The organism is Bacillus siamensis KCTC 13613, from assembly GCF_000262045.1.
In the GTDB taxonomy this organism is placed as follows: Bacteria; Bacillota; Bacilli; order Bacillales; family Bacillaceae; genus Bacillus; species Bacillus siamensis.
The window spans coordinates 194741-218513 of sequence record NZ_AJVF01000041.1 but is presented as its reverse complement, the minus strand read 5'-3'; the positions used below and the strand labels follow the sequence as shown (position 1 = coordinate 218513).

20 protein-coding genes and 1 pseudogene are annotated in these 23773 nt (G+C 49.1%); 7 read left to right on the top strand and 14 right to left on the bottom strand.

The features are described 5' to 3' along the window. Positions 1-30 precede the first annotated feature (30 nt). The 4 genes from Y79_RS0116415 to Y79_RS0116400 form a co-directional block, all read right to left on the bottom strand. Positions 31-804, bottom strand: a complete 774-nt coding sequence (locus Y79_RS0116415; RefSeq protein ID WP_016938657.1) for an electron transfer flavoprotein subunit beta/FixA family protein — start codon at positions 802-804, stop codon at positions 31-33. 13 nt (positions 805-817) lie between these two features. After that, on the bottom strand, positions 818-1597 hold the full coding sequence (locus tag Y79_RS0116410) for an enoyl-CoA hydratase (protein ID WP_016938656.1): 780 nt from the start codon (positions 1595-1597) through the stop codon (positions 818-820). Positions 1598-1610: 13 nt separating this feature from the next. After that, positions 1611-2195, bottom strand: a complete 585-nt coding sequence (locus Y79_RS0116405; RefSeq protein ID WP_014470798.1) for a TetR/AcrR family transcriptional regulator — start codon at positions 2193-2195, stop codon at positions 1611-1613. Between the two features lie 88 nt (positions 2196-2283). Next, positions 2284-3972 (bottom strand): AMP-binding protein, encoded by a 1689-nt coding sequence (locus Y79_RS0116400; protein WP_016938654.1) that lies wholly within the window; start codon positions 3970-3972, stop codon positions 2284-2286. 104 nt (positions 3973-4076) lie between these two features. Between Y79_RS0116400 and Y79_RS1000000121770 the strand changes: the two genes are divergently transcribed. Beyond that, entirely contained in the window at positions 4077-4220 is a 144-nt protein-coding gene (locus tag Y79_RS1000000121770) for a DUF2711 domain-containing protein (RefSeq protein WP_235714297.1), read from the top strand. Then, positions 4177-4736 (top strand): annotated as a pseudogene (locus Y79_RS1000000120415) (DUF2711 family protein). Before Y79_RS1000000121770 ends, Y79_RS1000000120415 begins: the two are co-directional and overlap by 44 nt. 138 nt (positions 4737-4874) lie before the next feature. Here the strand turns inward: Y79_RS1000000120415 and Y79_RS0116380 are convergent. The 5 genes from Y79_RS0116380 to zapA form a co-directional block, all read right to left on the bottom strand. Then, positions 4875-5279: a DUF350 domain-containing protein gene (locus tag Y79_RS0116380; RefSeq protein ID WP_003152541.1), complete on the bottom strand. Its 405-nt coding sequence runs from the start codon at positions 5277-5279 to the stop codon at positions 4875-4877. A 16-nt stretch (positions 5280-5295) separates the two neighbouring features. Then, on the bottom strand, positions 5296-7653 hold the full coding sequence (locus Y79_RS0116375) for an endonuclease MutS2 (protein WP_016938653.1): 2358 nt from the start codon (positions 7651-7653) through the stop codon (positions 5296-5298). 20 nt (positions 7654-7673) lie between these two features. Then, positions 7674-9386, bottom strand: a complete 1713-nt coding sequence (gene polX / locus Y79_RS0116370) for a DNA polymerase/3'-5' exonuclease PolX (RefSeq protein WP_016938652.1) — start codon at positions 9384-9386, stop codon at positions 7674-7676. 105 nt (positions 9387-9491) lie between these two features. Then, positions 9492-10025, bottom strand: coding sequence for a CvpA family protein (locus Y79_RS0116365; protein ID WP_016938651.1), 534 nt, complete (start codon positions 10023-10025; stop codon positions 9492-9494). Positions 10026-10032: 7 nt separating this feature from the next. Further along, positions 10033-10290, bottom strand: coding sequence for a cell division protein ZapA (zapA, locus tag Y79_RS0116360; RefSeq protein WP_016938650.1), 258 nt, complete (start codon positions 10288-10290; stop codon positions 10033-10035). Positions 10291-10423: 133 nt separating this feature from the next. Here zapA and rnhC point away from each other — a divergent pair, with 133 nt between their 5' ends. Continuing rightward, positions 10424-11365, top strand: coding sequence for a ribonuclease HIII (rnhC, locus tag Y79_RS0116355; protein WP_016938649.1), 942 nt, complete (start codon positions 10424-10426; stop codon positions 11363-11365). A gap of 37 nt (positions 11366-11402) precedes the next feature. On the opposite strand, the gene pheT is transcribed toward rnhC, so the two are convergent. From pheT to Y79_RS0116340, 3 genes are all read right to left on the bottom strand, one after another. Next, on the bottom strand, positions 11403-13817 hold the full coding sequence (gene pheT, locus Y79_RS0116350; RefSeq protein WP_016938648.1) for a phenylalanine--tRNA ligase subunit beta: 2415 nt from the start codon (positions 13815-13817) through the stop codon (positions 11403-11405). A gap of 13 nt (positions 13818-13830) precedes the next feature. Next, the gene (gene pheS, locus Y79_RS0116345) at positions 13831-14865 is read right to left on the bottom strand and encodes a phenylalanine--tRNA ligase subunit alpha (protein WP_016938647.1); all 1035 of its coding nucleotides are present in this window, start codon (positions 14863-14865) and stop codon (positions 13831-13833) included. A gap of 361 nt (positions 14866-15226) precedes the next feature. Further along, on the bottom strand, positions 15227-15973 hold the full coding sequence (locus Y79_RS0116340) for a TrmH family RNA methyltransferase (protein ID WP_016938646.1): 747 nt from the start codon (positions 15971-15973) through the stop codon (positions 15227-15229). Between the two features lie 121 nt (positions 15974-16094). On the opposite strand from Y79_RS0116340, the gene sspI reads away from it, so the two are divergent. From sspI to Y79_RS0116320, 4 genes are all read left to right on the top strand, one after another. Further along, positions 16095-16310 (top strand): small acid-soluble spore protein SspI, encoded by a 216-nt coding sequence (sspI, locus tag Y79_RS0116335; protein ID WP_003152527.1) that lies wholly within the window; start codon positions 16095-16097, stop codon positions 16308-16310. A 63-nt stretch (positions 16311-16373) separates the two neighbouring features. Then, positions 16374-17459: a CdaR family transcriptional regulator gene (locus Y79_RS0116330; protein ID WP_016938645.1), complete on the top strand. Its 1086-nt coding sequence runs from the start codon at positions 16374-16376 to the stop codon at positions 17457-17459. Positions 17460-17557: 98 nt separating this feature from the next. Next, positions 17558-18970 carry a glycolate oxidase subunit GlcD gene (gene glcD / locus Y79_RS0116325; RefSeq protein WP_016938644.1) on the top strand — a complete coding sequence of 471 codons (1413 nt, stop codon included), beginning with the start codon at positions 17558-17560 and terminating at the stop codon, positions 18968-18970. Next, positions 18967-20295, top strand: a complete 1329-nt coding sequence (locus Y79_RS0116320) for a (Fe-S)-binding protein (protein ID WP_016938643.1) — start codon at positions 18967-18969, stop codon at positions 20293-20295. The genes glcD and Y79_RS0116320 overlap by 4 nt, the downstream gene beginning before the upstream one ends. Positions 20296-20366: 71 nt before the next feature. Here the strand turns inward: Y79_RS0116320 and cstA are convergent, their stop codons facing one another. Then, complete coding sequence (gene cstA, locus Y79_RS0116315) at positions 20367-22163, bottom strand: carbon starvation protein CstA (RefSeq protein WP_016938642.1); 1797 nt, start codon at positions 22161-22163, stop codon at positions 20367-20369. A 109-nt stretch (positions 22164-22272) separates the two neighbouring features. Next, positions 22273-23772 (bottom strand): arabinosylfuranosidase ArfA, encoded by a 1500-nt coding sequence (gene arfA / locus Y79_RS0116310; protein ID WP_016938641.1) that lies wholly within the window; start codon positions 23770-23772, stop codon positions 22273-22275. Position 23773 lies beyond the last annotated feature (1 nt).

The window sequence follows — 23773 nt, the reverse complement described above, 5'->3', positions numbered from 1 at the left end:
CTGACATCCCCCAGTTTCTTTAATATCAGTTTATACGACTTTGGCTTCTTTTCTCAGCAGTGAGACAAGCTCCTTCGCCTGCTGAGCGGCTTCTCCTTCGATCAGTTTGCCCGCTTCTTTTTGCGGCGGGAGAAAACGTTCGATCGTTTTGAGTTTCGGTGCAGCATCATCTTCATCAATGTCGAGGTCATCGAGCTCAAGCTCTTCCAGCGGTTTTTTCTTCGCCTTCATAATGCCCGGAAGCGACGGATAGCGCGGCTCGTTTAAGCCTTGCTGTGCCGTGATGACTAAAGGAAGTGAGGTTTTAATGACTTCGGTATCCCCTTCGTTGTCTTTCTCTGCCACAGCTTCATCGCCGCTGATTGTCAGTTTTGTAATCGTTGTGACGCAAGGAATGTTCAACAGTTCGGCAAGCCTTGGCGCCACTTGGCCGGAACCGCCGTCAATCGCGACATTTCCGCCGAGAATCAGATCATATTCCCGGTCCTTGAAATAGTGATATAAGATCGTGGAAATGGAGTATTGGTCGGGATCGCTCAGGTCATCCTCAATATTGATTAATACCGCCTGGTCGCACCCCATCGCAAGAGCGGTGCGGAGTTCTTTCTCCGCATCTTCTCCGCCGACGGTTACGGCGGTAACAGTTCCGCCATGCTCTTCTTTCAGCTGAATCGCTTCTTCAATGGCGTATTCATCATACGGATTAATGATAAACTCGGCTCCGTCTTCCTGAATCTTTCCTGCTTCAATGACGATTTTCTCTTCTGTGTCAAACGTCCGTTTCATCAGTACAAATAGATTCATATTCTTATCCCCTTTATCTTCGCCCACCGAATTGAGGCTTTCTTTTTTCGAGAAATGCCTGAATGCCTTCTTTTGCGTCTTCTGATGCAAATGCTTCCCCAAAGCGCTTTGCTTCGAGCTTTAAGCCGCCGTCATAAGAATAGACTTTGTTTGAATAAAGAAGCTCAAGCAGGGAAGCCATCGACTGCGGGCTTTTTTCCGCAAACTTGCCCGCTAGCGTTTTCGCCTTTTCCAGCAGCTCCTCTTCATTTTCGGCGCCTATTGTGACAAGCCCGAGGCTGAGCGCTTCTTCTCCGGTCACAGGTTCTGAAGTGCCGATCATCTCAAGCGCTTTCGCCGTGCCGACGTACCGGGGCAGGCGCTGCGTCCCGGCAAAGCCCGGAATAATGCCGAGATTCAGCTCGGGCAGGCCGAGCTTTGCATCCAATGTGGCGATTCTGATATGGCAGGCCATGGCAAGCTCCAGACCGCCGCCGAGCGCAGCGCCGTGAATCGCCGCGATAACGGGCTTCGGAAACCCTTCAATTCTTTCCATCAGCTGCTGGCCTTTATCCGCCATGGCAGAGGATTGCTCAAGATCATCAAGCGACGTAAATTCCTTTATATCGGCGCCCGCCGAAAAAAATTTTCCCTCACCGCGAATGATGATGCTTCTGACGCTGTCATCTGTTTCACACCGGTCGAACAGACCGGATAATTCAGCTAAAACCGCACCGGACAGCGCGTTGGCCGGCTGATGATTGATGGTGATCACCGCGACAGATTGTTCAACCGCCACTGAAAGGCTGTTCATCCGTCAACCCCCTTTAGTTTTGATGAATCCCTGACACCAACAGTTCCAATACCTTGTCTGACAAATCCGGAAGATCATATTTCTGATCGTTCATCACCCATGTTGTCACTGTTTCATCTATCGTCCCGAATATCATCTGCCGGGCGAGGCGGACGTCGAGATTGTCTTTCCATTCGCCCGACTCGATTCCTTCGGTCAAAATGGTGTCCAGCATGTTTAAATAACCTTTTAAAATATCATTGATTTTCAGGCGCAGCTTGATATTCGACTGTCTGAGCTCAAGCTGGGTCACAATCGCGAGGTGGCGGTCATTGCCGAGCAGTGTGAAGTGCTGCTTAATGACGAGAGCGAGTTTTTCTTTTGCCGTCGTTTTTTCTTTCACTTCTTCTTCCATGCGTTCAATGAACTGGCCCATCTTTTCTTTAAAAAGAGAAATGAGTATATCCTCTTTGTTTTTGAAATATAAATAGATGGTGCCGTCCGCAACGCCGGCCTGCTTGGCGATTTTGGACACCTGTGATTGGTGATAGCCGTTTTCCGCTATGACTTCTACTGCTGCATCAATGATCTGCATATACTTTGGCCGTTTTTGGTTCAATGTCATCGTTCCTTCCTTCAATAAATGAATGACCATTCATTCATAACTTCATGATAAAAAGGATTCCCGATTTTGTCAAGTTTTTCTTTTAAGGCACCTTGTTTTCATGGGAAGCATCCTCCTCTTCGACGAGACGCCTTCTTAATATCTTTCCGACGGCCGTTTTCGGAAGCTCTTTTCTGAATTCGTACAGCTTCGGGACTTTGTAGGGCGCAAGCCGCTCTCTTGCAAACGCATCAAGCTCATCGGCATCCGCTTCGGCGCCTTTTTTCAAAACGACAAATGCTTTCACCGTCTCCCCTCTGTAGGAATCAGGCACGCCCGCTACGACGATTTCCTGAACGGCTTCATGCTCATACAGCGCCTCTTCCACCTCACGAGGGTAAATGTTGTATCCCCCGGCAATGATGATGTCTTTTTTCCTGTCGGCGATGTAGAAAAATCCTTCCTCATCCATATATCCCATGTCTCCGGTAAACAGCCAGCCGTCTCTGATGACACGGGCCGTCTCCTCCTGCTTGTTCCAATAGCCTTTCATAACCTGCGGACCTTTTACGATCAGCTCGCCGTGTTCATACGGCTCCGCAAGCCCGCCTTTTTCTTCTGAATAGATTCCGGCGTCGGTATTGGGCCAGGGACAGCCGATGCTGCCGGGCTTATTTTTTCCCCAGATGAAATTTGAATGGGTCACCGGTGATGCTTCGGATAATCCGTAGCCTTCCACAAGCTTTCCGCCGGTCACTTTTTCAAATTTCTGTTTGACTTCGACCGGGAGCGCTGCTGAACCGCTCGGACAGCTTTTTATGGAGGACAAATCATATTGATTCAGTTCCGGATGATGCAAAAGCCCGATGTAAATCGTCGGAGCTCCCGGAAAAACTGTCGGCTTTTGCCTGTCGATTGTTTTCAGGGTATCCAAAGGATTGAATTTAGGAAGCAGAATCATTTCACACCCCTGCATGATGGAAAAATTCAGCACGGCGGTTAATCCGTACACATGAAAAAAAGGGACGATGCCGAGCACTTTTTCGGCTCCCTTTTTCATTTTGTACATCCAGGCGGCGCCCATTTCTGTATTGGCCTGAATGTTTTTGTGCGTGAGCATGACGCCTTTCGGATAGCCGGTTGTTCCGCCCGTGTATTGAAGCACGGCGATGTCATGCTCAGGATCAATATCAAATTCCTCCGCCTTCTCCGCTTTTTCATTTTTTAAAATGTCCGCTAAGCTGTGAATCTGTTCATGTCCGTCATAATCGATATGCACTTGTTTTTTTTGCGTGAGTGTATAAAGCATATTTTTCGGAAACGGCAAAAAGTCTTTGATACTGGTTGTAATAATGCGTTCAATGATTGACAACGTTTTCATTTTTATCACCTTCGGAAACAGCATATCGAGGGTGATGATCACGCGCGGCGAACTGTCTTGCAGCTGATACTCAAGCTCGTGTTCCGTGTAGAGCGGATTGGTCTGAACGACTATGCCCCCGGCGAACAATACGCCGTAAAATGCGATGACCGACTGCGGACAATTGGGCAGCATAATGGCGGCTCTGTCGCCTTTTTTCAGGCCTGTTTTGCGTAAAAAAGCGGCTAGCTTTAATGAATCTGTGAGAACGTCTTGGAATGTGAGTTTTTTTCCGAGAAAATAAATGGCGGTATGGTTCGGGAATTGAGCTGCGGAGTTTGTCAGATTGGATGGCAGGGTTTGACCGGTAAATTCAAGCTCATGCGGAATCTCTTCGGGATATTGAGAAAGCCATGGCTTTTCAGACTGCATAAAACCTCTCCCTTCTGTTTTCCTATACGCTATTATTATAGCAGAAGGCTGATTGGAATTGGAAAGCGTTTCATGTGATTTTTCGAGTTCAGGAGGTGTTGAGTTTGCTGGAAACGCTGCATTTTGAAGAGGGAGTTCCTATCCTGCGCCAGCTGCCGAAGCCGTTTACTTCAACCGCCTTTTTGCTTCATCCCTTTAATCCGAATGCCGGATGGGTGGGAAGCGCAAAAGCGCAAGCGGCCTTTTGAGCATATCTATCCGAGTGATGAGGAGATCATCACAACGGGCAGACCCGTTTCCTGGAAAACCGCATGACCGTCTGCGGACTGCGCTCTGAAAAAGAGATGGCGCTTCTCCTTATGACCGCTGTCATGGCACTGCGGGATGAATATGCACATCCTGAATCCGCCGAGCTGTTAAATCGGCTTCATCATCCCGATCTGTACTTGCCGAGCGATGATGTCACTTCGCCATTTTTGATACCGGGACTCTTGGACGTGTTTCGTTCAAAAGGCATTGAGCGCTGCACTTTTTATGAGCCGATCGAAGCGGAAGGCCTATTTTCGCTCAAGCAAACGTCGCCTTCGGATGTATGCGGACTGCTGCAGGCTGACATGATGATTGCCGCTTTTATGAGTGTGTACGATTCTTTCACAACACTCTTTCTCATGGAGGATCAAGACATGCTGTCTGTTATCCGCGCCATGAATTGGGAAGCCGTCATTTGCTCTGATACGATGAGCATAAACTGGTATTCTCAATAAAAAAGACTGCCGATTTCAATTCGGCAGCCCTTTTTCAGTATTAAGATGTCATGACCAGATAAATAAGTCCGATGAACAGAAAAATTCCCGCTGCCGACAGCAGCACTTTCGCAAGCTTCTCCATTTTTCCCCGTCCCCTTAAATCCCGGCGGCCACCACAAATGACAGGCCGACTGAGATGACAAATGAAATAAAGCCGACAGCTCTGTTATCTTTTTCGATTTCTTTATCAATTTTAAACCGGGGCGTCAGAAATTCAAAGATAAAATAGCTGATTAAAAGCATAATAAATCCGTATACGCCCCAGCCGATCATTTGCAAAAGCGAATTATGCTGGGCGATGCTGTGCTGAAAGACATTCGCGATACCGAGAATTTTCCCTCCGGTCGCCATTGCCACCGCAAGATTGCCTTTTTGGATTTCCACCCAGTTTTTATAGGATGTCACCAATTCAAACACGGTCAGAAAAATGACGAGACACAAGACGGCCACACTGTAATAAGCCGCGATTTCAACAAGCTCATTTTCCCAAAAAGCATTCATGACGTTTTCTCCCTTTTTATTTTAGTTCGACAATCGTTACGCCTGATCCTCCTTCCCCCGCTTCCCCGAACCGCGCGCTTTTCACGCTGCGGTGGTTTTTCAGAAGATCCTGCACCCCTTTGCGAAGGGCACCCGTGCCTTTTCCGTGAATGATGGACACTCTCGGGTAGCCGGCAAGCACCGCGTCATCTAAATATTTTTCGACGCGGCTGAGGGCATTTTCGTAACGCTCTCCCCTGAGGTCAAGTTCAAGGGATACGTGATAATCCTTCCCTTTTACGGCGGTGATTGCTTTTTCTTTTTTCGGTTCAGGAGCCGATTTGAGAAACTCGAGATCTTTTTCCTTCACCTTCATTTTGAGGATGCCGATTTGGACGTTCCATTCTTTCTCGCCGGTTTTTTCAAGCAGCGCCCCTTTTTGTCCGAATGTGAGCACCTTTACTTCGTCGCCCGGCTTCAGCTCGCGTTTTTTCTCTGTTTTTCTTTCCGGCTGCTTTGATTTTTCAAAAGCCGGCATCGCGTCTCCGAGACGTTTTTTGGCATCAATCAGCTCGTGTTCCTTAAAGGATCTGTGTTCTTGCTTGATGGACCGGAGCTCGCGGATGATCTGTTCGGCTTCATTTGCGGCGGCTTCCAGTTTTTCCGCCGCTTTTTGTTCGGCTTCTTCCATCATTTTATCTTTTTGGGCGTTCAGCTCAATGATTTGCTGCTGAAGCTCTTTATGCAGTTTTTCTGCTTCTTTTCTGATTGATTCGGTTTCAGAAAGCTCTTCATCCGCTCTTTTTTTGCTTTTTTCAAGCGATGCGATCATCAGATCGACTTCGTTGTGTTCGGCGGTCATTTCTGACTTCGCCTGGCCGATGATATGCTCCGGCAGGCCGAGGCGTCTTGAAATTTCAAATGCGTTGCTTCGGCCCGGGACTCCGATCAGGAGCTTATAGGTAGGCGAAAGTGTTTCAATGTCAAATTCAACGCTGGCGTTCATGACGCCTTGCCGGTTATATCCGTATGCTTTCAGTTCCGGATAATGGGTTGTCGCAAGCACTCTGGCGTTTGTCCGGTGGACTTCGTCAAGAATGCTCATGGCAAGCGCCGCCCCCTCCTGCGGGTCTGTTCCGGCACCGAGTTCATCAAACAGCACAAGGCTGTTTTCAGACACTTCTTTTAAAATACTGACGATATTGACCATGTGGGATGAGAACGTACTCAGACTTTGTTCGATCGACTGTTCATCTCCGATATCGGCAAACACATTGTCAAATACGGCGGCTTCCGATCCCTCATCAGCCGGTATGTGCAATCCTGCCTGCGCCATTATCGTCAGCAGCCCGAGTGTTTTTAACGTAACGGTTTTACCGCCCGTATTCGGGCCCGTGATGACGATCGTTGAATAATCTCCGCCCAGTTCAATATCGTTGGCGACGACTTGATCTTGGGGCAGCAGCGGATGGCGCGCTTTTTTAAGACGGATAAAGCCGTCTCCGTTCATGAATGGTTTTGTCGCCTTCATCGCTTTTGCGTATCTCGCTTTGGCGAAAATGAAATCCAATGTCTGCAGCACTTCTACATTTTTAGCGATTTCATGTGTGTGTTCAGCCGTATGCTCCGTCAGCATCCGGAGAATCCGTTCGATTTCCTGTTTTTCTTTTACCTTCGCCTGCTGAAGCGAGTTGTTCATATCTACGATCGCCTGCGGTTCAATAAAAAGTGTCGCACCGGATGAAGATGTATCGTGGACAATTCCGCCGTAGCTTGATCTGTATTCCTGTTTGACCGGAATGACAAAGCGGTCATTCCGGATCGTAACGATGGTGTCAGACAGCATTTTTGATGCGGAAGATGAACGCAGCATCGATTCAAGACGGTCTCTCACTCTTGATTCAAGCGTCCTGAGCTGCGTCCGGATTCCTCTTAGGGCGGGGGATGCATGATCAAGCACTTCGCCGTGATCATCAATGCAGGAGTTAATCTCCCTTTCCAAATCGCCCAATGTAATCAGTTCTTCTGCATGGGCCTGTATCAGCGGAATGCTGACGCCGTCATCTGTCATTTGGCTGATAAAGTGCTTCATTTGTTTAACGGCATACAGCAGCCCGGACAATTCGGTAAATTCCGCCGGAGTCAGCACACTGCCGATTTCCGCCCGCCGCAAAGCCGATCTTATATCGGTCAGCCCGCCGAACGGGGCATGGCCTCTTAAGCGCATGACCGCGGATGCTTCTTCGACTTCATCCAGCTGTTTTTGGATGTCGGCGAGGTCCGTCAAAGGCTTCAGCTGCAGAAGCTTTTCCCGGCCGAGCGATGAGGCGGCATGTGCGGTAATCTGTTCTTTTACTTTATGAAATTCAAGTGATGATAACACTTTTTGCTGCACGGTTTTATGGTCCTCCTTACTTAATCATTGCGCGTCAGAAATGCTTTGACCTCATGTAACGGCCGGGCGTTTAACACATGCTTTGTTTCAGTCCAGCCTTTGCGCGCAGCGGTCACGCCCGTTTTCATGTCATCGAGCATTTCTATATTATGGGCATCCGTATTAATGACCAAAGTCACGCCTTTTTCGTTTGCTTTGATCAGATGCTCAGTCCGTAAATCGAGACGCGCGGGGTTTGCATTCAGCTCAAGCGCCGTATTTGTTTTGGCTGCGAGCTCAATCAGCATGTCGATGTCGACTTCATAGCCGGCCCGTCTGCCGATCAGGCGGCCCGTCGGGTGGGCGATAATGTCCACGTGCTTATTCGTCAGCGCCTGTTCAAGCCGTTTCATAATGACATGCTCCGGCTGGCTGAAGCTTGAATGAATAGATGCGATGACAAGATCCATTTCAGACAGAACACTGTCATCATAATCAAGCGAACCGTCGGGGAGAATGTCCATTTCTACGCCTTTAAAAATATGAAAGTTTTCAAACTCAGCGTTTAACGCGTCAATTTCTTCCGCTTGTTTTCTGAGCCGTTCGGCCGTTAACCCGTTGGCTACCTTTAAATATTGGGAATGGTCGGTGATCGCCATGTACTGATAGCCTTTTGCCATACACGCTTCTGCCATTTCCCTGATGGAAAAAGCGCCGTCACTCCAGGCTGAGTGCATGTGGAGATCGCCTTTTATCGCTTTTTGCTCCACAAGGTCCGTTTCTTCCCGGTACGTGTCGACCTCCTGCCCGCTTTCTCTGAGCTCCGGAGGAATAAACGGCAGACCGAAGTGGGCGTAAAAGGCTTCTTCACTCGGAAACGTTTTGACTTCTCCCGTTTCTATGGTTTCTACTCCGTATTCGCTGATCCGTTCGCCGCGCTCTTTCGCCAGCTGGCGCATCTTAATGTTGTGATCTTTCGAGCCGGTAAAATGGTGCAGTGTGGTCGCAAACTGCTCCTCTGTCACAAGCCGGAAATCCACACTCGTCTCATATTCAAAGGTCAGGATAACTGATACCTTTGTATCCCCGCTCGCTATCACGTCTTTTACGTTCGGCAGGGACAGAAGCTGATCTCTGACAGCCTCCGGATGATCTGTAGCGATAATGTAATCGAGATCTTTAACAGTCTCCCGCGCTCTTCTGAGACTGCCGGCCCGGGAATATTTCTGAATATCCGTCAGCCGGTCCAAATGTTCTTCAATTACTGAAGCAATGCCGAGCGCATAGCCGATCGGAAAACGTTCCGGCTGTTTTCCAGCTTCTCCGAGAGCCTGAAGGATTTTCTCCTCCGTTTTTTTTCCGAAACCGGCGAGCCCTTGCACCTTTTGCTGCTCGCATGCTTCTTTCAGCGATTCCGCGTCATGAACGCCAAGCTCCTGATACAGTTTGGCGATTTTTTTGCCGCCTAGGCCCGGAAGCTTCAAAAGAGGAACCAAGCCTTCCGGGACTTCTTTCTGCAATTGGAGAAGCGTGCTGGACACACCTTCCTGCATATATTCACGAATGACGCCGTAGGTGCCTTTTCCGATTCCGGATAAAGACATCATGTCGTCGATTTCCGACAGGCTGCGGTCATCCTGCTCAAGCGCCGCTGCCGCTTTTCGGAAGGCTGATATTTTAAACGGGTTGTCCCCTTTCAGTTCCATATAGACCGCAATCGTTTCAAGCAGCCTGATGATATCTTTTTTATGCATACTGTTAACCCCCAGTCGTTTCCTGCTTTTCATCATACAAATTTTTCTTCTCCGGCACAACTGACGCAGAGCTTGAAAAAAACTTCTCCGGTCAAGAGAAGTTTTTTATGCCCCGTACTGGGCCCACAGTTCTTGCAGGAGCCCAGACAGATACGGCGTATGATGCGTGATGATATTTGCAAGCGTCGATTGTGCGAGCATATCCTGAAGCGCGCTTACCGGCAGTACGGATGCGACGTATAACAGGATAAACGCAAATAAATAGACTTCCAGAAATCCGAGCACCCCGCCAAGCAGTTTGTTGATCTGTTTAATGACCGGAATGCTTGCGATGATATTAAGCGCCGCTCCGATAATCCGAAGCAGAATCTTTGCAATGATAAACAAAATGACAAACGCGATCGCGTTGTAATAAGCCGTCTCTACGTTTCCTTTAATAAAAGAAAGAGCCGTCTGCCCGCCGGAAAAATCAGGCGCGGGTATAAAACTTAAATGCGGGGCCAGATTTTTGTAAAAAAGCGCCGCAAACGCAATCGAGAGGATGAAACTCGTTAAATATATAAATTGGAGGATAAATCCTCTTTTCAATCCAAGCAATGTGCCCATCAAGAGCAAAACTAAGATGATGATATCTATCATATGGTGTTCATTCCTTTTCTTTAAGCTGCCGCTCCAGTAATTCATATTTTTCTTGCAGTTTCATATAATCATGCACGACATTGACCGCAGTCAAAACAGCGAGCTTATTTATATCAAGATATGGATTTTTCTCATTGATTTCTCTCATTTTATCATCAACCATTCCGGCCACATGACGCATGTGCGCTTTGCTTTCTTCCCCGATAATGGTGAAGTGCTGGCCGTAAATGTTTACTGTCGTTTTGGTTTTTTTGCCGTCAGACAACGTTTCTCCTCCATTCCGCGAGAATCCTAGTTCCTATCATACCACGATTATCGATTGAATGGAAAGACGAGCCTCAGGCTGTTATGATACACTGGTATATACAGTGAAAAGTGCCAAAAAAGGAGATTATATCGTGTCCCATTCTGTTATAAAAGTATCCGCTTCCGCTATAGAACAAATGAAACAATCCTATGCCGGCTCCCTTACTCCGGCCGTTCCGCAGGGCGCCGTCTTCCAGGCTAAGCCGCCGGGCTGTACCATTACAGCCTACCGTTCGGGCAAGGTTCTCTTTCAAGGAAAAAACGCCGGCACAGAAGCGGCCCGCTGGGGAACGGCTGAGGCGCCGAAAGCAAAGAAAACCGTCAAAAAAGCGGCCGACCCGCTCTACGCTCCCCCGGCGGGCATTGCGTCCATGTCGGTAATCGGCTCAGATGAGGTCGGAACAGGCGATTACTTCGGACCGATAACGGTTGCCTGCGCCTATGCCGACAAAACAAAGCTTTCTTTAATGAAAGAACTGGGCGTGAAGGATTCAAAAGATTTAAAAGATCCGCAGATTATTGAAATCGCCAAACTGTTAATTAAAACCATTCCTTACAGCCTGCTTGTGTTAAAAAATGAAAAATACAATCAGATGCAGGAAAAAGGCATGAGCCAGGGGAAAATGAAGGCGCTCCTTCATAATCAGGCGATTTCCAATCTGCTGAGAAAAATGAACGGCGTCAAACCGGAAGCGATTCTGATTGACCAATTTGCAGAGCCCGGCATTTATTTTAAGCATCTTTCCGGGCGGGATATCGTAAAAGAAAAAACGTTTTTCAGCACGAAGGCGGAAGGCATACATCTTTCCGTCGCCGCAGCCTCTATCATCGCGCGGTATTCTTTCTTAATTGAAATGGATAAGCTTTCCCGGGAAGCCGGGATGACGATTCCGAAAGGCGCGGGGCCGCACGTCGATGAAGCTGCCGCCAAGCTGATCATCAATAAAGGAGAAGATGTGCTCAGGACGTTCACTAAACTGCATTTTGCCAATACGCAAAAAGCGAAACGCCTTGCAGAACGGAAAAGGTCATAACAAAAAAAGCTTGCAGAGTGATCTGCAAGCTTTTTCTTTATCCTCTTAATACGGCCTGATACGTTTCTTCCAGCGCTTTCAGCACGTTTTCGTGGACTTTTGTCACTTCTTCTTCTGTCAAGGTTTGTTCAGGGTTGACATATTGAAGCGAGAAGGCGACGGATTTTTTGCCCTCTTCCATATGCTCACCTTCGTACACATCAAATACGGTGACTTCTTTCAATAGGGCGCCGCCGGCTTCTTTGATCACGGCCTCGAGCTGTCCGCTTGTGACGGTTTTATCTGCAACAAGCGCAATGTCGCGTGTGACGGACGGGTACTTCGGAATCGCCGTGTACACGACAGGTTCTGTTTCCTCGGTCAGAAGCGCGTGCAGATCAAGCTCGAACACATACGTTTCTTTGATATCCAGCTCTTTTTCCATTGCCGGGTGCACCTGTCCGATAAATCCGGCAAGTGAGCCGTTCAAAAGAATGTTTGCGGTCCGGCCGGGATGCATGTTTTTGCGTTCTGACTGGACAAATTCAATCCGGTCTGACACATTCAATTGATGCAGCAGGCCTTCAACGATTCCTTTGACGACGAAGAAATCAACCGGCTTTTTCTCACCCTGCCATAGGTTTTTGCGCCATAATCCGGTTACGGCTCCGGCAACCCGTTCTTTTTCAACCGGTTTTGTGTTTTCTTCCTTCGTCAGAAATACAGAACCCGTTTCGTATAAAGCAACGGAATCAGTCTGTCTGGCCAGATTGTATGAAACGGCTTCAAGCAGATTCGGCACGAGGCTGTGTCTGAGAATGCTTCTTTCTTCGCTCATCGGCAGAGCAAGCATCGTATTGAATGATTTTTCGATCGCAAAAGCAGCCGCTTTTTTATCATTCGTCAATGAATATGTGGTCGCTTGTGAAAGACCCGCTCCTTCAAGGAAACGTCTCACTTTCCGGCGTTTTGCCTGATACGGTGTCAAGCCGCCTGTCGTGCCGGCCGTTTCCGGAAGCGTGGACGGAATATTGTCATACCCGTACAGTCTTGCCGCTTCTTCAATCAGGTCCTCTTCGATTTTAATATCTCCGCGGCGTGACGGCACCGTTACGACCAGAACGTCTTTTGCTTCACCGACTGCAAAACCGAGGCGCTTGTAAATGCTGATGATTTCTTCTTTAGTGATTGTCATGCCGAGCACGGCGTTCACTTTGTCAACAGATACATGAATGTTGTTCGCTTCGATTTCCAGATGGTTTTCTTCGACCGTGCCTGAGAGCACTTCTCCGCCGGCATACGCCTGAATGAGGCTGCAGGCCCGTTCAGCCGCCAGCAGAACGCGTGCCGGGTCAATGCCTTTTTCATATCTGGCGCTCGCTTCGCTTCTCAGCCCGAGGTCTCTCGACGCTTTGCGGACGGTCTGTCCGTCGAAATAAGCGGCTTCCAGTAAAATCGCGGTGGTGTCTTCACGGACTTCAGATTCTGCTCCGCCCATGACTCCCGCAACGGCTTGCGCTTTTTCTCCGTTCGTGATGACCAAATGGCTGCTTGACAGCTTGCGCTCCTGTTCATCCAGCGTCACGATGGTTTCGTTTTCCGCCGCTTTTCTGACGACGACTTCTTTTGAACCGAACCGGTCGTAATCGAAAGCGTGAAGCGGCTGGCCGTACTCAAGGAGGACGAAGTTTGTGATGTCCACGACGTTATTGTGCGGGCGGATGCCTGCATTCATCAGCTTCGTCTGCATCCACAGTGGAGACGGGCCGATTTTGACGTTTTTAATGATTTTTGCGGCATAATGCGGATTGGCCTGCGTATCTTCAATCTTGACGGAAACAGCGTCCGCTGCTTTTTCTGCCGCTTTTTCATATGAAGTCTCCGGAAGCTTCACCTCGGTGCCGAGAATAGCCGCAACTTCATAAGCCACACCAAGCATGTTCATTGCGTCGGCGCGGTTCGGCGTTAAGCCCAATTCTAAAATCGCATCATCAAGCTGAAGGGCTGCCATTGCGTCAGCTCCCGTTTCAGCATCATTCGGAAACACGAAAATGCCTTCCGCATATTCTTTCGCCACGAGCTTGCTTTCAATGCCGAGCTCCTGGAGAGAACAGATCATGCCGTGAGACGCTTCGCCGCGCAGCTTGGCTTTTTTAATTTTGAAATTGCCGGGAAGAACGGCACCGACTGTTGCAACGGCAACCTTCTGTCCTTTATCAACATTCGGGGCGCCGCAGATAATCTGAACGGGTTCCTCCGCACCGATATCGACAAGGCATTTGTTGAGTTTGTCGGCATTCGGGTGCTGTTCACGCTCAAGCACGTGTCCGATGACAACGCCTTTTACGCCTTCCCCTTTATACTCGATACCCTCAACTTCAATACCGGCTCTCGTAATTTTTTCTGCAAGCACGGCCGGGTCGATTCCCTGCAAGTCAACGTAATCTTCTAACCATTTATATGAAACAAACATGTGTATCCTCCTCTTACGCCTGTTTAAACTGCGAAATGAATCTGACATCATTAGTATAGAAATGGCGGATATCTTCAATGCCGTATTTCAGCATTGCGATACGTTCCACACCCATTCCGAAAGCAAAGCCCTGGTATTCCTCAGGATTGAATCCGGCCATTTTCAGCACGTTCGGGTGAATCATGCCGGCGCCGAGAATTTCGATCCAGCCCGTTTTTTTGCAGACGGAACAGCCTTGTCCGCCGCATTTAAAGCAGGTCACATCCACCTCGACAGAAGGTTCAGTGAATGGGAAAAAGCTCGGACGGAGCCTGATTTCACGGTCTTGGCCGAACATTTTTTTGGCGACCAATTCAAGCGTGCCTTTCAGATCGCTCATGCTGATTTTGCGATCCACGACGAGACCCTCAATCTGCATGAACTGGTGGGAATGTGTCGCGTCATCGTTGTCGCGGCGATACACTTTTCCGGGACAAATGATTTTGACGGGGCCTTTGCCTTTATGCTTTTCCATCGTGCGCGTCTGCACCGGTGACGTCTGCGTTCTCATCAGCATTTCTTCTGTAATGTAAAAGCTGTCCTGCATGTCACGGGCCGGGTGCTCCTTCGGCAGATTCAGCGCCTCAAAGTTGTAATAATCCGTTTCCACTTCAGGACCTTCTTCGATGGTATACCCCATGCCGATAAATAAATCTTCAATTTCTTCAATAACGACCGTCAGCGGATGGCGCCCGCCGATGTTTACCTGACTGCCCGGCAATGTGACGTCAATCGTCTGGCTGCTGAGTTTTTTATTCATCTCTTCTTGTTCAAGCTGTTCATTTTTCGCCGTAATGGCTGCTGCAATGCGCTCTCTCACTTCATTGGCGAGCGCTCCCATTTTCGGGCGTTCTTCGGCGGACAGTTTGCCCATGCCGCGGAGAACTTCTGTAATCGGCCCTTTTTTTCCGAGATATTGCACCCGAATGTCGTTAACTTCTTTTAATGAACCTGCCGCTTCTACTTTTTCTGCAGCTTCCAGTTCGAGCTGTTTAAGCTTCTCTTCCATCATGCATCCTCCTTTTATGTAAACCAAACCGTTCTATGCCTTTTTCAGAAAACAAAAAAACCCGCCCCTTGAGAGAAGGGACGAGTTGTGGCCGCGGTACCACCCTTTTTAAGGCAGACTTCATCTGCCGACAGCTTCATTGACATAACGGAAACGATCGTTCCGGTTCACCTTTACGCGCGTTTGGCGCGGTCCCGGTGACAACTCGAGAGGTGAAAATCAATTTCTGTGCTGCGATAAAAATGCTTTCAGTCGGCGGCATTTTCTCCCTGGAAGGCAGCTTGTGAAAAAATTGACGTCCTCTGTCACGGTTTTTACATTATTGCTATCTATTATAGTGAAATTCGCGGCTTTGCGCAACCTATCCTCTGAGATGATAGACGAGGATGGCGGCCGCCACCGCCACATTCAGCGACTCCGCCTGTCCGTACAGCGGAACGTACAGGTTGAGATCCGTTTTTTGCAGAAGGCCGGCGTCCACTCCCGCTCCCTCGTTCCCGACGATTAACGCGAACGATTCTTCAGGCTTCACGCTTTGATAAGCCGCACCGTTTTCAAGCGCCGTGCCGTAGATCGCGACGCCTTGCGATTTCAGCTCATCGGTAAACTCGTCGAGCGGACGTTTCAAAATGGGAATATGAAAGTGAGATCCTTGGGCTGAACGCAGCGTTTTTCCGTTGTATGGATCTGCCGTTCCCTCACCAAGGACAACGGCGTCGATCCCCGCCGCATCTGCCGTTCTGATCATTGTTCCTAAATTCCCCGGATCCTGCACGGCATCAAGCAGAAGCAGCCGCTTCAGCCGGTCAGGCTTCTCGTCCGGCATATGGCAGACTGCGGCAATCTGCTGCGGCGTTTCCGTTTCCGTCACGGCTGAAAACGCATCTTCGCTCAGCACATAGCACGGAATGCTCATGTCCAGATCGGCCGGAATGGCGCTCTCATCTTTTACGAGAATTTCTTTTACCGTTCCCTTTGACTTGAGCGCTTCTTCTGCCAGATGCTCTCCTTCTATCAGAAATGTATTCGTTTTATGTCTCTCTTTTTTTGTGTGAAGTTTTTTCCAGTCCTTCACTTTTTGGTTTTTTGCCGAGTCAATTCGTTTCACTTTATTTCTGCGCTCTCCTTTTTTCATGCATGTTGTTATTATATCTCAAGAACAGCACATAATAAACCGCGTGCGCGGTAAGAATATGCGTATCACATTCAGGAAAAAAGGAGCGGTTGTAATGGATCTTAATTTACGCAACGCCGTTATTGCCAATGTGACCGGCAATAACCAGGATCAGCTGGAGCATACTATCGTTGACGCCATCCAAAGCGGTGAAGAAAAAATGCTTCCGGGTCTCGGCGTCTTATTCGAAGTGCTTTGGCAGCATGCGTCAGACTCAGAAAAAAATGAAATGCTCAAAACACTTGAAGGCGGATTAAAACCTGCGCAATAAGCATGAAACCGGGTGATGGCACACCCGGTTTTTTTTGTATAATAATGGCGAGGGGGATCGCCAATGCAGTTACAGCCGGAACTGGCAAAAAAATTGATTGCCGAAGTCAAACATATGTACAGCCGCGAAGTGATTATTGCCGATACAAAAGGAATGATCATCGCGGGCACCAACGCTGCGCGCGCCGGATGTTTTCATGAAGGAGCTCTGATCTGCGCGCGGGAAAAACGGAATGTCATCATTACGAAAGAAGATGAAAAACGGCTCGAGGGCGTAAAAGCAGGATTAAACCTCCCCGTTTTTTCGGGTCATGAGGTGATCGGAGTATTCGGTCTGACAGGAAACCCTGACGATATCCTGCCTTTCGGGGAATTGCTCAGAAAAATGACGGAGCTTTTTATAAAAGAAACGCGCCACCTGGAAGAAGTGCAATGGCGTGAGAGAATGCTTGAATCCTTTATGGTGGATTGGCTGCAGTTAAAAGAATGGTCGCCGGGTTTTTTAGAAAAAGCAAAGCTCCTTGCAGCAGACCTTCATTCGCAACGCCGAATCATACTCATTCAAGGCCGTTTTGAGCAATATGAAGCAGAAGAGCTCGGGCGCCTCTGGCAAAGTGAATACCCTGAAGACCTGTTTGTCCGCTGGGGAAATGAACGTATTCTCATTAATCATGAAACAAACTCGGATTCTAAGGAGAAGCTCGTCAAAAGAATGAACACTGTTTTTGGGCAGCCTGTCACGGCCGGCATTGGACGGATCGTTCCGGGAGAACGCCTGACGGAATCATACGGACAGGCGGAGAAAGCTCTTTCGGCGGGCGCTATTGACAAGCAGGCCGTCTTTGAAGAAGATTTAAAACTGGATATGTGTCTTGCCGATATTGCGCCCGGCACACGGTCTGAATTTTCACGGCGGGTTCTCGAGCATGTGCTCGGCCGTGAAGAACTTCTGGATACGCTGCGCGCCTTTTTCGACCGGCAGTTATCGTTAAAGCGCACCGCTGATGACATGCATATTCATATTAATACGCTGCGCTACCGTCTTTCCAAACTGGAATCGCTGACAAATATGAAGCTTGACCGCCCTGAAGACATAACGGCTTTTTATTTGGCGCTTCGCTTTTTAGATCAACATACAAAAATCACGTGATATCACCATCATTTTTCATCTATTTCTCCATAGTTTACGAAATCATTTTTCTTTACAATTAAATGAAAACGCTTTTCTAATCGGGAGGTTGGGAGAATATGATTTCACGAGAGGCAAAGGAACAGTTCATCCGGGCGGTCGGGAAGGGGAATTATGATGATTCTGCGGCTGGCCGTCTTGTGTATTCGTACGATGCGGCCCCTCAGCTGCAAGCCATGCCGGATGCGGTAATCGCCCCCCGCTGTACGGATGACGTGTCCCGTATATTAACGATTTGCAGCAGACATGACATTCCGATCGTGCCGAGGGGTTCAGGCACAAACTTATGCGGCGGCACATGTCCGTCTGAGGGCGGTCTTGTTCTTTTATTCAAACATATGAACCGAATTCTTGAAATTGATGAGGAAAATTTGACGGCAACCGTCCAGCCGGGTGTGATCACGCAAGATATGATTCATGCGGTTGAACGGAAAGGGTTATTTTATCCGCCTGATCCGAGCAGCATGAAAATATCGACGATCGGCGGAAATATTAATGAAAATTCCGGCGGACTGCGCGGCCTGAAGTACGGTGTCACCCGGGATTATGTCCTCGGCCTTGAAGCCGTCTTGGCTTCAGGCGATATCATCCGCACAGGAGGAAAGCTGACAAAGGATGTCGCCGGTTATGATCTGACCCGGCTTTTCGTCGGATCAGAGGGGACGCTCGGTGTTGTGACGGAAGCGACTTTAAAGCTTGTTCCGAAGCCGGAAACGAAAAAAACGCTGCTCGCACTCTATGAACATATTGAAGCGGCTGCAGAATCGGTTTCTGCCATCATCGCTGAAAAAATCATTCCGGCGACACTCGAATTTCTGGATCAGCCGACACTGCAGGTCATTGAAGATTACGCCAAGATCGGGCTTCCGACAGACGCAAAAGCCGTACTGCTGATCGAACAGGACGGTGACAGCGACACGGTCAGACGCGATATGGAAAAAATCGAAGCCATCTGTAGAAACGGAGCCGCCGTATCCGTCCAAACGGCTGAAACCGAGGAGGAAGCATTCGCCCTTACAGAGGCCAGACGGTCCGCACTATCAGCCCTTGCCAGACTGAAACCGACGACGATTCTGGAAGATGCCACCGTGCCGAGATCACAAATTGCCAATATGGTCAGAGCCATTAACGAGATTGCAGAAACATACGGCTTGTCCATCTGCACATTCGGCCATGCAGGCGACGGCAACCTCCATCCGACGTGCACCACCGATATCCGAAATACAGAGGAGATGGAACGTGTCGAAAAAGCCTTTGCCGCCATTTTTGAGAAAGCGATTGAGCTGGGAGGAACGATAACGGGTGAACACGGGGTCGGCATCGTAAAAGCGCCGTATTTAGAAATGAAGCTGAAAACAGAAGGCATCACCGCCATGAAAGCGATCAAACAAGCGCTCGATCCCCAAAACCTGCTGAATCCGGGAAAAATATTCGCCAATTCGTCAAGGAAACGCGTGGTGGTGATGAAATGACAACGGCTAAAGAGCAGAAACAAATACAAACAGAATTCAAAAACCGCATGGATGAAGGTGAATTGCTGAACTGCATGCGCTGCGGCTTCTGCCTTCCTTCCTGTCCGACCTATATCGAATCAGGATTTCAAGAATCCCATTCGCCGCGCGGCCGGATCGCCCTGATGAAAGCCGTCACAGACGGACTGATCGAGCCGGATGAAGATGTCGAGCGCTCACTTTCGCTGTGTCTCGGCTGCCGGGCATGCGAGCCCGTTTGTCCGGCAGGAGTCAATTACGGACAGCTGCTTGAAGAAGCAAGGGATATCATTCAACAAAATAAAAAACATAAGCCGGGCGTGCGCCTCTTGCGGAAAGCGGCATTTAGCGGGCTTTTTCCCCATCAAAACCGCATGCAGACAGCGGCGAATCTTCTCGGGATATACCAAAGATCAGGACTGCAGACCGCCGTCAGAAAAACCGGTATGCTGCGCGTTTTGCCTGAGCATCTGCGCACAATGGAACAAGTGCTCCCGCCCGTCCCGAAACGGAAAGACATGAAGGAACGGCCCCGTTTTCTTCCCGCCTCGGGTCCCGTTCAAAAACGGGCTGCTTTTTTCTCGGGCTGTTTAATGGATACGATGTTTTTAGCAACAAATCATGCGACAACAGCGCTTTTACAGGCGGCCGGATGTGAAATCGCGGTTCCGGAAGGTCAGGCGTGCTGCGGCGCGCTTCACGGGCACAGCGGAGAAAAAGAGACGGGAAAAGAACTGGCCAAGCGGAATATCGCGGCTTTTGAAGCGCTTGACGCAGATTATATCATTACAAACGCCGGCGGATGCGGCGCCTTTCTTCAGGAATATCCGCATTTGCTGAAGGATGAACCTGAATGGGCGGATCGTGCCGAACAATTCGTCCGGAAGCTCAAAGACTTTTCATCCGTACTGGTTGAACTGAAGTTCCATCAAAGGAACCTTCAGGCGCAATCCCCTCATATCGTCACATATCAGGACTCCTGCCATCTCCGCAATGTGATGCATACGTCAGAGGAACCGCGCATGCTTTTGAAAAGCATTAAAGGGGCCGAGTACAGAGAAATGGAAAAGGCCGACAGCTGCTGCGGGTCGGCGGGAATTTATAATATAACAGAGTCAGAGATGTCTATGAAAATATTAGACAGCAAGATGAAAGCCGCCGGAAAAACGGAAGCAACCGTCATCGTGACAGCCAATCCCGGATGCCTTTTGCAAATGCAGCTCGGCATTTTGCGCGAAGGATTAACAGACCGTGTCCGCGCGGTACATTTGGCGGATTACCTTTTGGAAGCGGCGGATTTGTCATAAACGGAAAAAGCAGAGAGACCGAACGGCTCTCTGCTTTTATGATGCTGCAAGTTTTACAGTTCGGGGCGGATTTATCCGGGTATTGAAGCTTCCAATCTGGCACTCGGATCACGCCAAATGTTTGCCCATTTTTTCACAGCCGCCATGATAATCACAAGCCCGAGAATGAGCATGATAATAGATAAAACGCCATTCAGCACATTGTATCCCGCCGCTTCGGGATTCAAATACACATACCGCACCATCCAATAACCCGCATAGTTGACGGTCACGTACAAATAAGCGAGAGGAATCAGGCATGTCAGCATATAACGCCGCTTATCGGCTATCTTCAATACGACAGTCGCACCGATGATTAATCCGACGGACGCCATAAGCTGATTGGACACGCCGAACAGCGCCCAAATGGAGCTGATGTCGCCCGAATACAGAAGATAGCCCCACAGCAGGCAGGCGAGCGCGCTTGAGAAAATCGAGCCCGGCAGCCAGTCTGTTTTTTTCAGCGGCTTATACACCTCTCCGAAAAACTCCTGGATCAAGTAGCGGGCGACACGGGTTCCCGCATCAATCGCCGTTAAAATAAACACCGCTTCAAACATAATGACAAATTGAAAAAAGTATGAAGCCAAATGACTGAAAAACGGAATCTCCGTAAAGATATACGTCATTCCGACGGCAAGCGTAACAGCGCCGCCCGTTCTTCCTTCCAGACTGAGCCCGATTTCTTTGCTCAATTCAGGCAGATGGACGACATTCATCCCAAGGGCGCGGAAAATTTCCGGCGTGCTGTTAATGGCAAAATAATCGGCTGGCTCAAGTGCGACGGCAGCTATGAGCGCCATAATCCCGACAAGACATTCAACAAGCATCGCTCCGAAAGCAACCGGCTTTATATCACTCCATTTATCCAGCATTTTCGGCGTTGTGCCGGAACCGACAAACGCATGAAAGCCTGAAATGGCGCCGCAGGCAATCGTTATTGAAATAAACGGCCAGACAGGTCCCGCGATCACCGGTCCGCCGCCGTGAATGAACTCCGTTACGGCCGGGAATTTAACGGCTGGATTAACGAAAAAGACTCCGGCGATCAAAGCGGCAAATACCCCGATTTTCATAAAACTGCTTAAATAGTCACGCGGGGCAAGCAAAAGCCAAACCGGAAGCGCCGCGGCGAAAAAAGCATAGACGGGAAGCGCCACCGCGAGTGTTTTCGCATCCAACGTCAGCATGTCGCCGAGAGCCGTTGTCTGCAGCCGCGGCCCGATCACAACGCCGGCCATTAACAAAAGAAAACCGACAGTTGATGCAAGTTTGAGATTGCCCGTTTTTTTATAGTAGACGCCGACCCCCATCGCGATCGGAATCGTAATCCCCACCGCAAACGTTCCCCACGGGTTTTTCTCAAGTGCGTGCAGCACAACCATGGACAGCCCCGCCATCGTGATCGTAATGATAAACAGCATCGAAAGACCCGTGCAAAAGCCCGCCACCGGGCCGAGCTCTTCTTTGGCGACTTCAGAAAGCGTTTTCCCGTTTTTCCGCATAGATGCAAACAATACGACAATATCGTGCACGGCTCCCCCGATCACCGCCCCGATTAACAGCCATAACAGCCCGGGCAGATAGCCGAACTGAGCTGCGAGAATCGGTCCGACAAGCGGGCCGGCAGCGGCGATTGCCGCGAAATGGTGGCCGAATGACACCCATTTATTCGTCGGCACATAATCTTTCCCATCCTCAAGCACATGGGCCGGAGTCGGTGTCTGATCATTGATTTTTAATACTTTGACCATCATAAAGGTACCGTAAAGCCGATAGGCGATCGCCAAAATGCATATAGACGCTATGACGATTGTAATCGCATTCATTTAATCCCAGCCCCTTTTCTCTTTTTCTAAATATTATCACAATTATCAGATAACGAGAGATGATTTTTGCGTAAAAAAAGCCGGCGGCGCAGCCCGGCTTTTCGGAACATTATTTTCCTGATAAACGGATGACATTCCATGACAGCGGCGTAAAATGAGCCGTTATCCCTTCAGCGTTTGCGGAAGACGTTCCGTTTGAGTGAGGCATAACTTCTTTTCTGTTTTTTTGATTGGTCGCTTTCATATCCTGATGCTCCAGCACGATATGCTCAATGATGCGGTAATCTTCAAACCCTCTCAGTTTGATCTCCGTTTCTATCGGTTCCTTGCTTTTGTTGACCGCAAAAATGGTCAGGGCTTCATCCTCTTCACGGTAAACGGCCGCGGCATCAACATACGGCACATCCGTAAAATCCGCTGAGTCGTATTTCGGGGAGGTAATCAGCAGCTTCATCGAAGTCCCTCTCCCGTAGACAGAGGCGTGCATGTAAGGATAAAAGATCGGCTGCCTCCATGCTTCTCCGCCCTTTTCAGTCATGATAGGCGCAATCACGTTGACAAGCTGGGCGAGACAGGCGATCTTTAGTCTGTCCGCATGCTGCAGCATCGTAATCAGCAATGAACCGATCAACAGCGCATCTTCAAAATTGTAGATGTCTTCCAGAATCGGCCGGGCCGTAATCCACGGCTCCACTTTTTTATCCGCTTCATTTGAGTGGTACCATACATTCCACTCATCTAAAGAAAGGTGAATCGTTTTTTTGCTCCGTTTTTTCGCTTTCATATAATCACATACGGCTGTGACGGATTTGATAAAATGGTCTAAATCCATCGACTTCGCCAAATAGTTTTCAAGATCATTTTCATGGTTGCCGTAATACGTATGCAGTGAGATGTAATCCACATGCTCGTACGTATGCTCAAGCACCTCCGCCTCCCATTCGATGAAGGTCGGCATGCCGCTGTTTGAGCTTCCGCAGGCCACCAATTCGATCGTCGGGTCCGTCCATTTCATCACTTTTGCCGTTTCAGCGGCGAGCCGTCCGTATTCATGCGCCGTTTTGTGCCCGATCTGCCAAGGGCCGTCCATCTCATTTCCTAAGCACCACGTTTTTATGCCGTAAGGTTTTTCATAGCCGTGCGATTTTCGCAAGTCGCTCCAGTATGACCCTTCAGGATGGTTGCAGTACTCGACGAGGTTCCGGGCGGCATCGATTCCTCTCGTCCCGAGATTGACCGCCATATTCACTTCGGCGTTCACTTTTTTTGCCCACGTTAAAAATTCATTCGTCCCGACTTCGTTCGTTTCTGTCGTCTGCCATGCCAGATCAAGCCTCCGCGGTCGGTCCTTCACCGGTCCGACGCCGTCTTCCCAATTGTAGCCCGAGAGAAAATTCCCTCCAGGATAGCGGATGAACGGCACTTGCAATTCCTTGATTAACTCCTGTACGTCTGTTCTGAACCCGTCCTTGTCGGCTTTCGGGTGTCCTGGCTCATAAATGCCTTCATACACCGCCCGGCCCATATGTTCTATAAATGATCCGTACATCCGTTTGTCCACTTCACCGATGATATATTCTTTATCTGCTGTAATTCCCGCTTTTTTCATT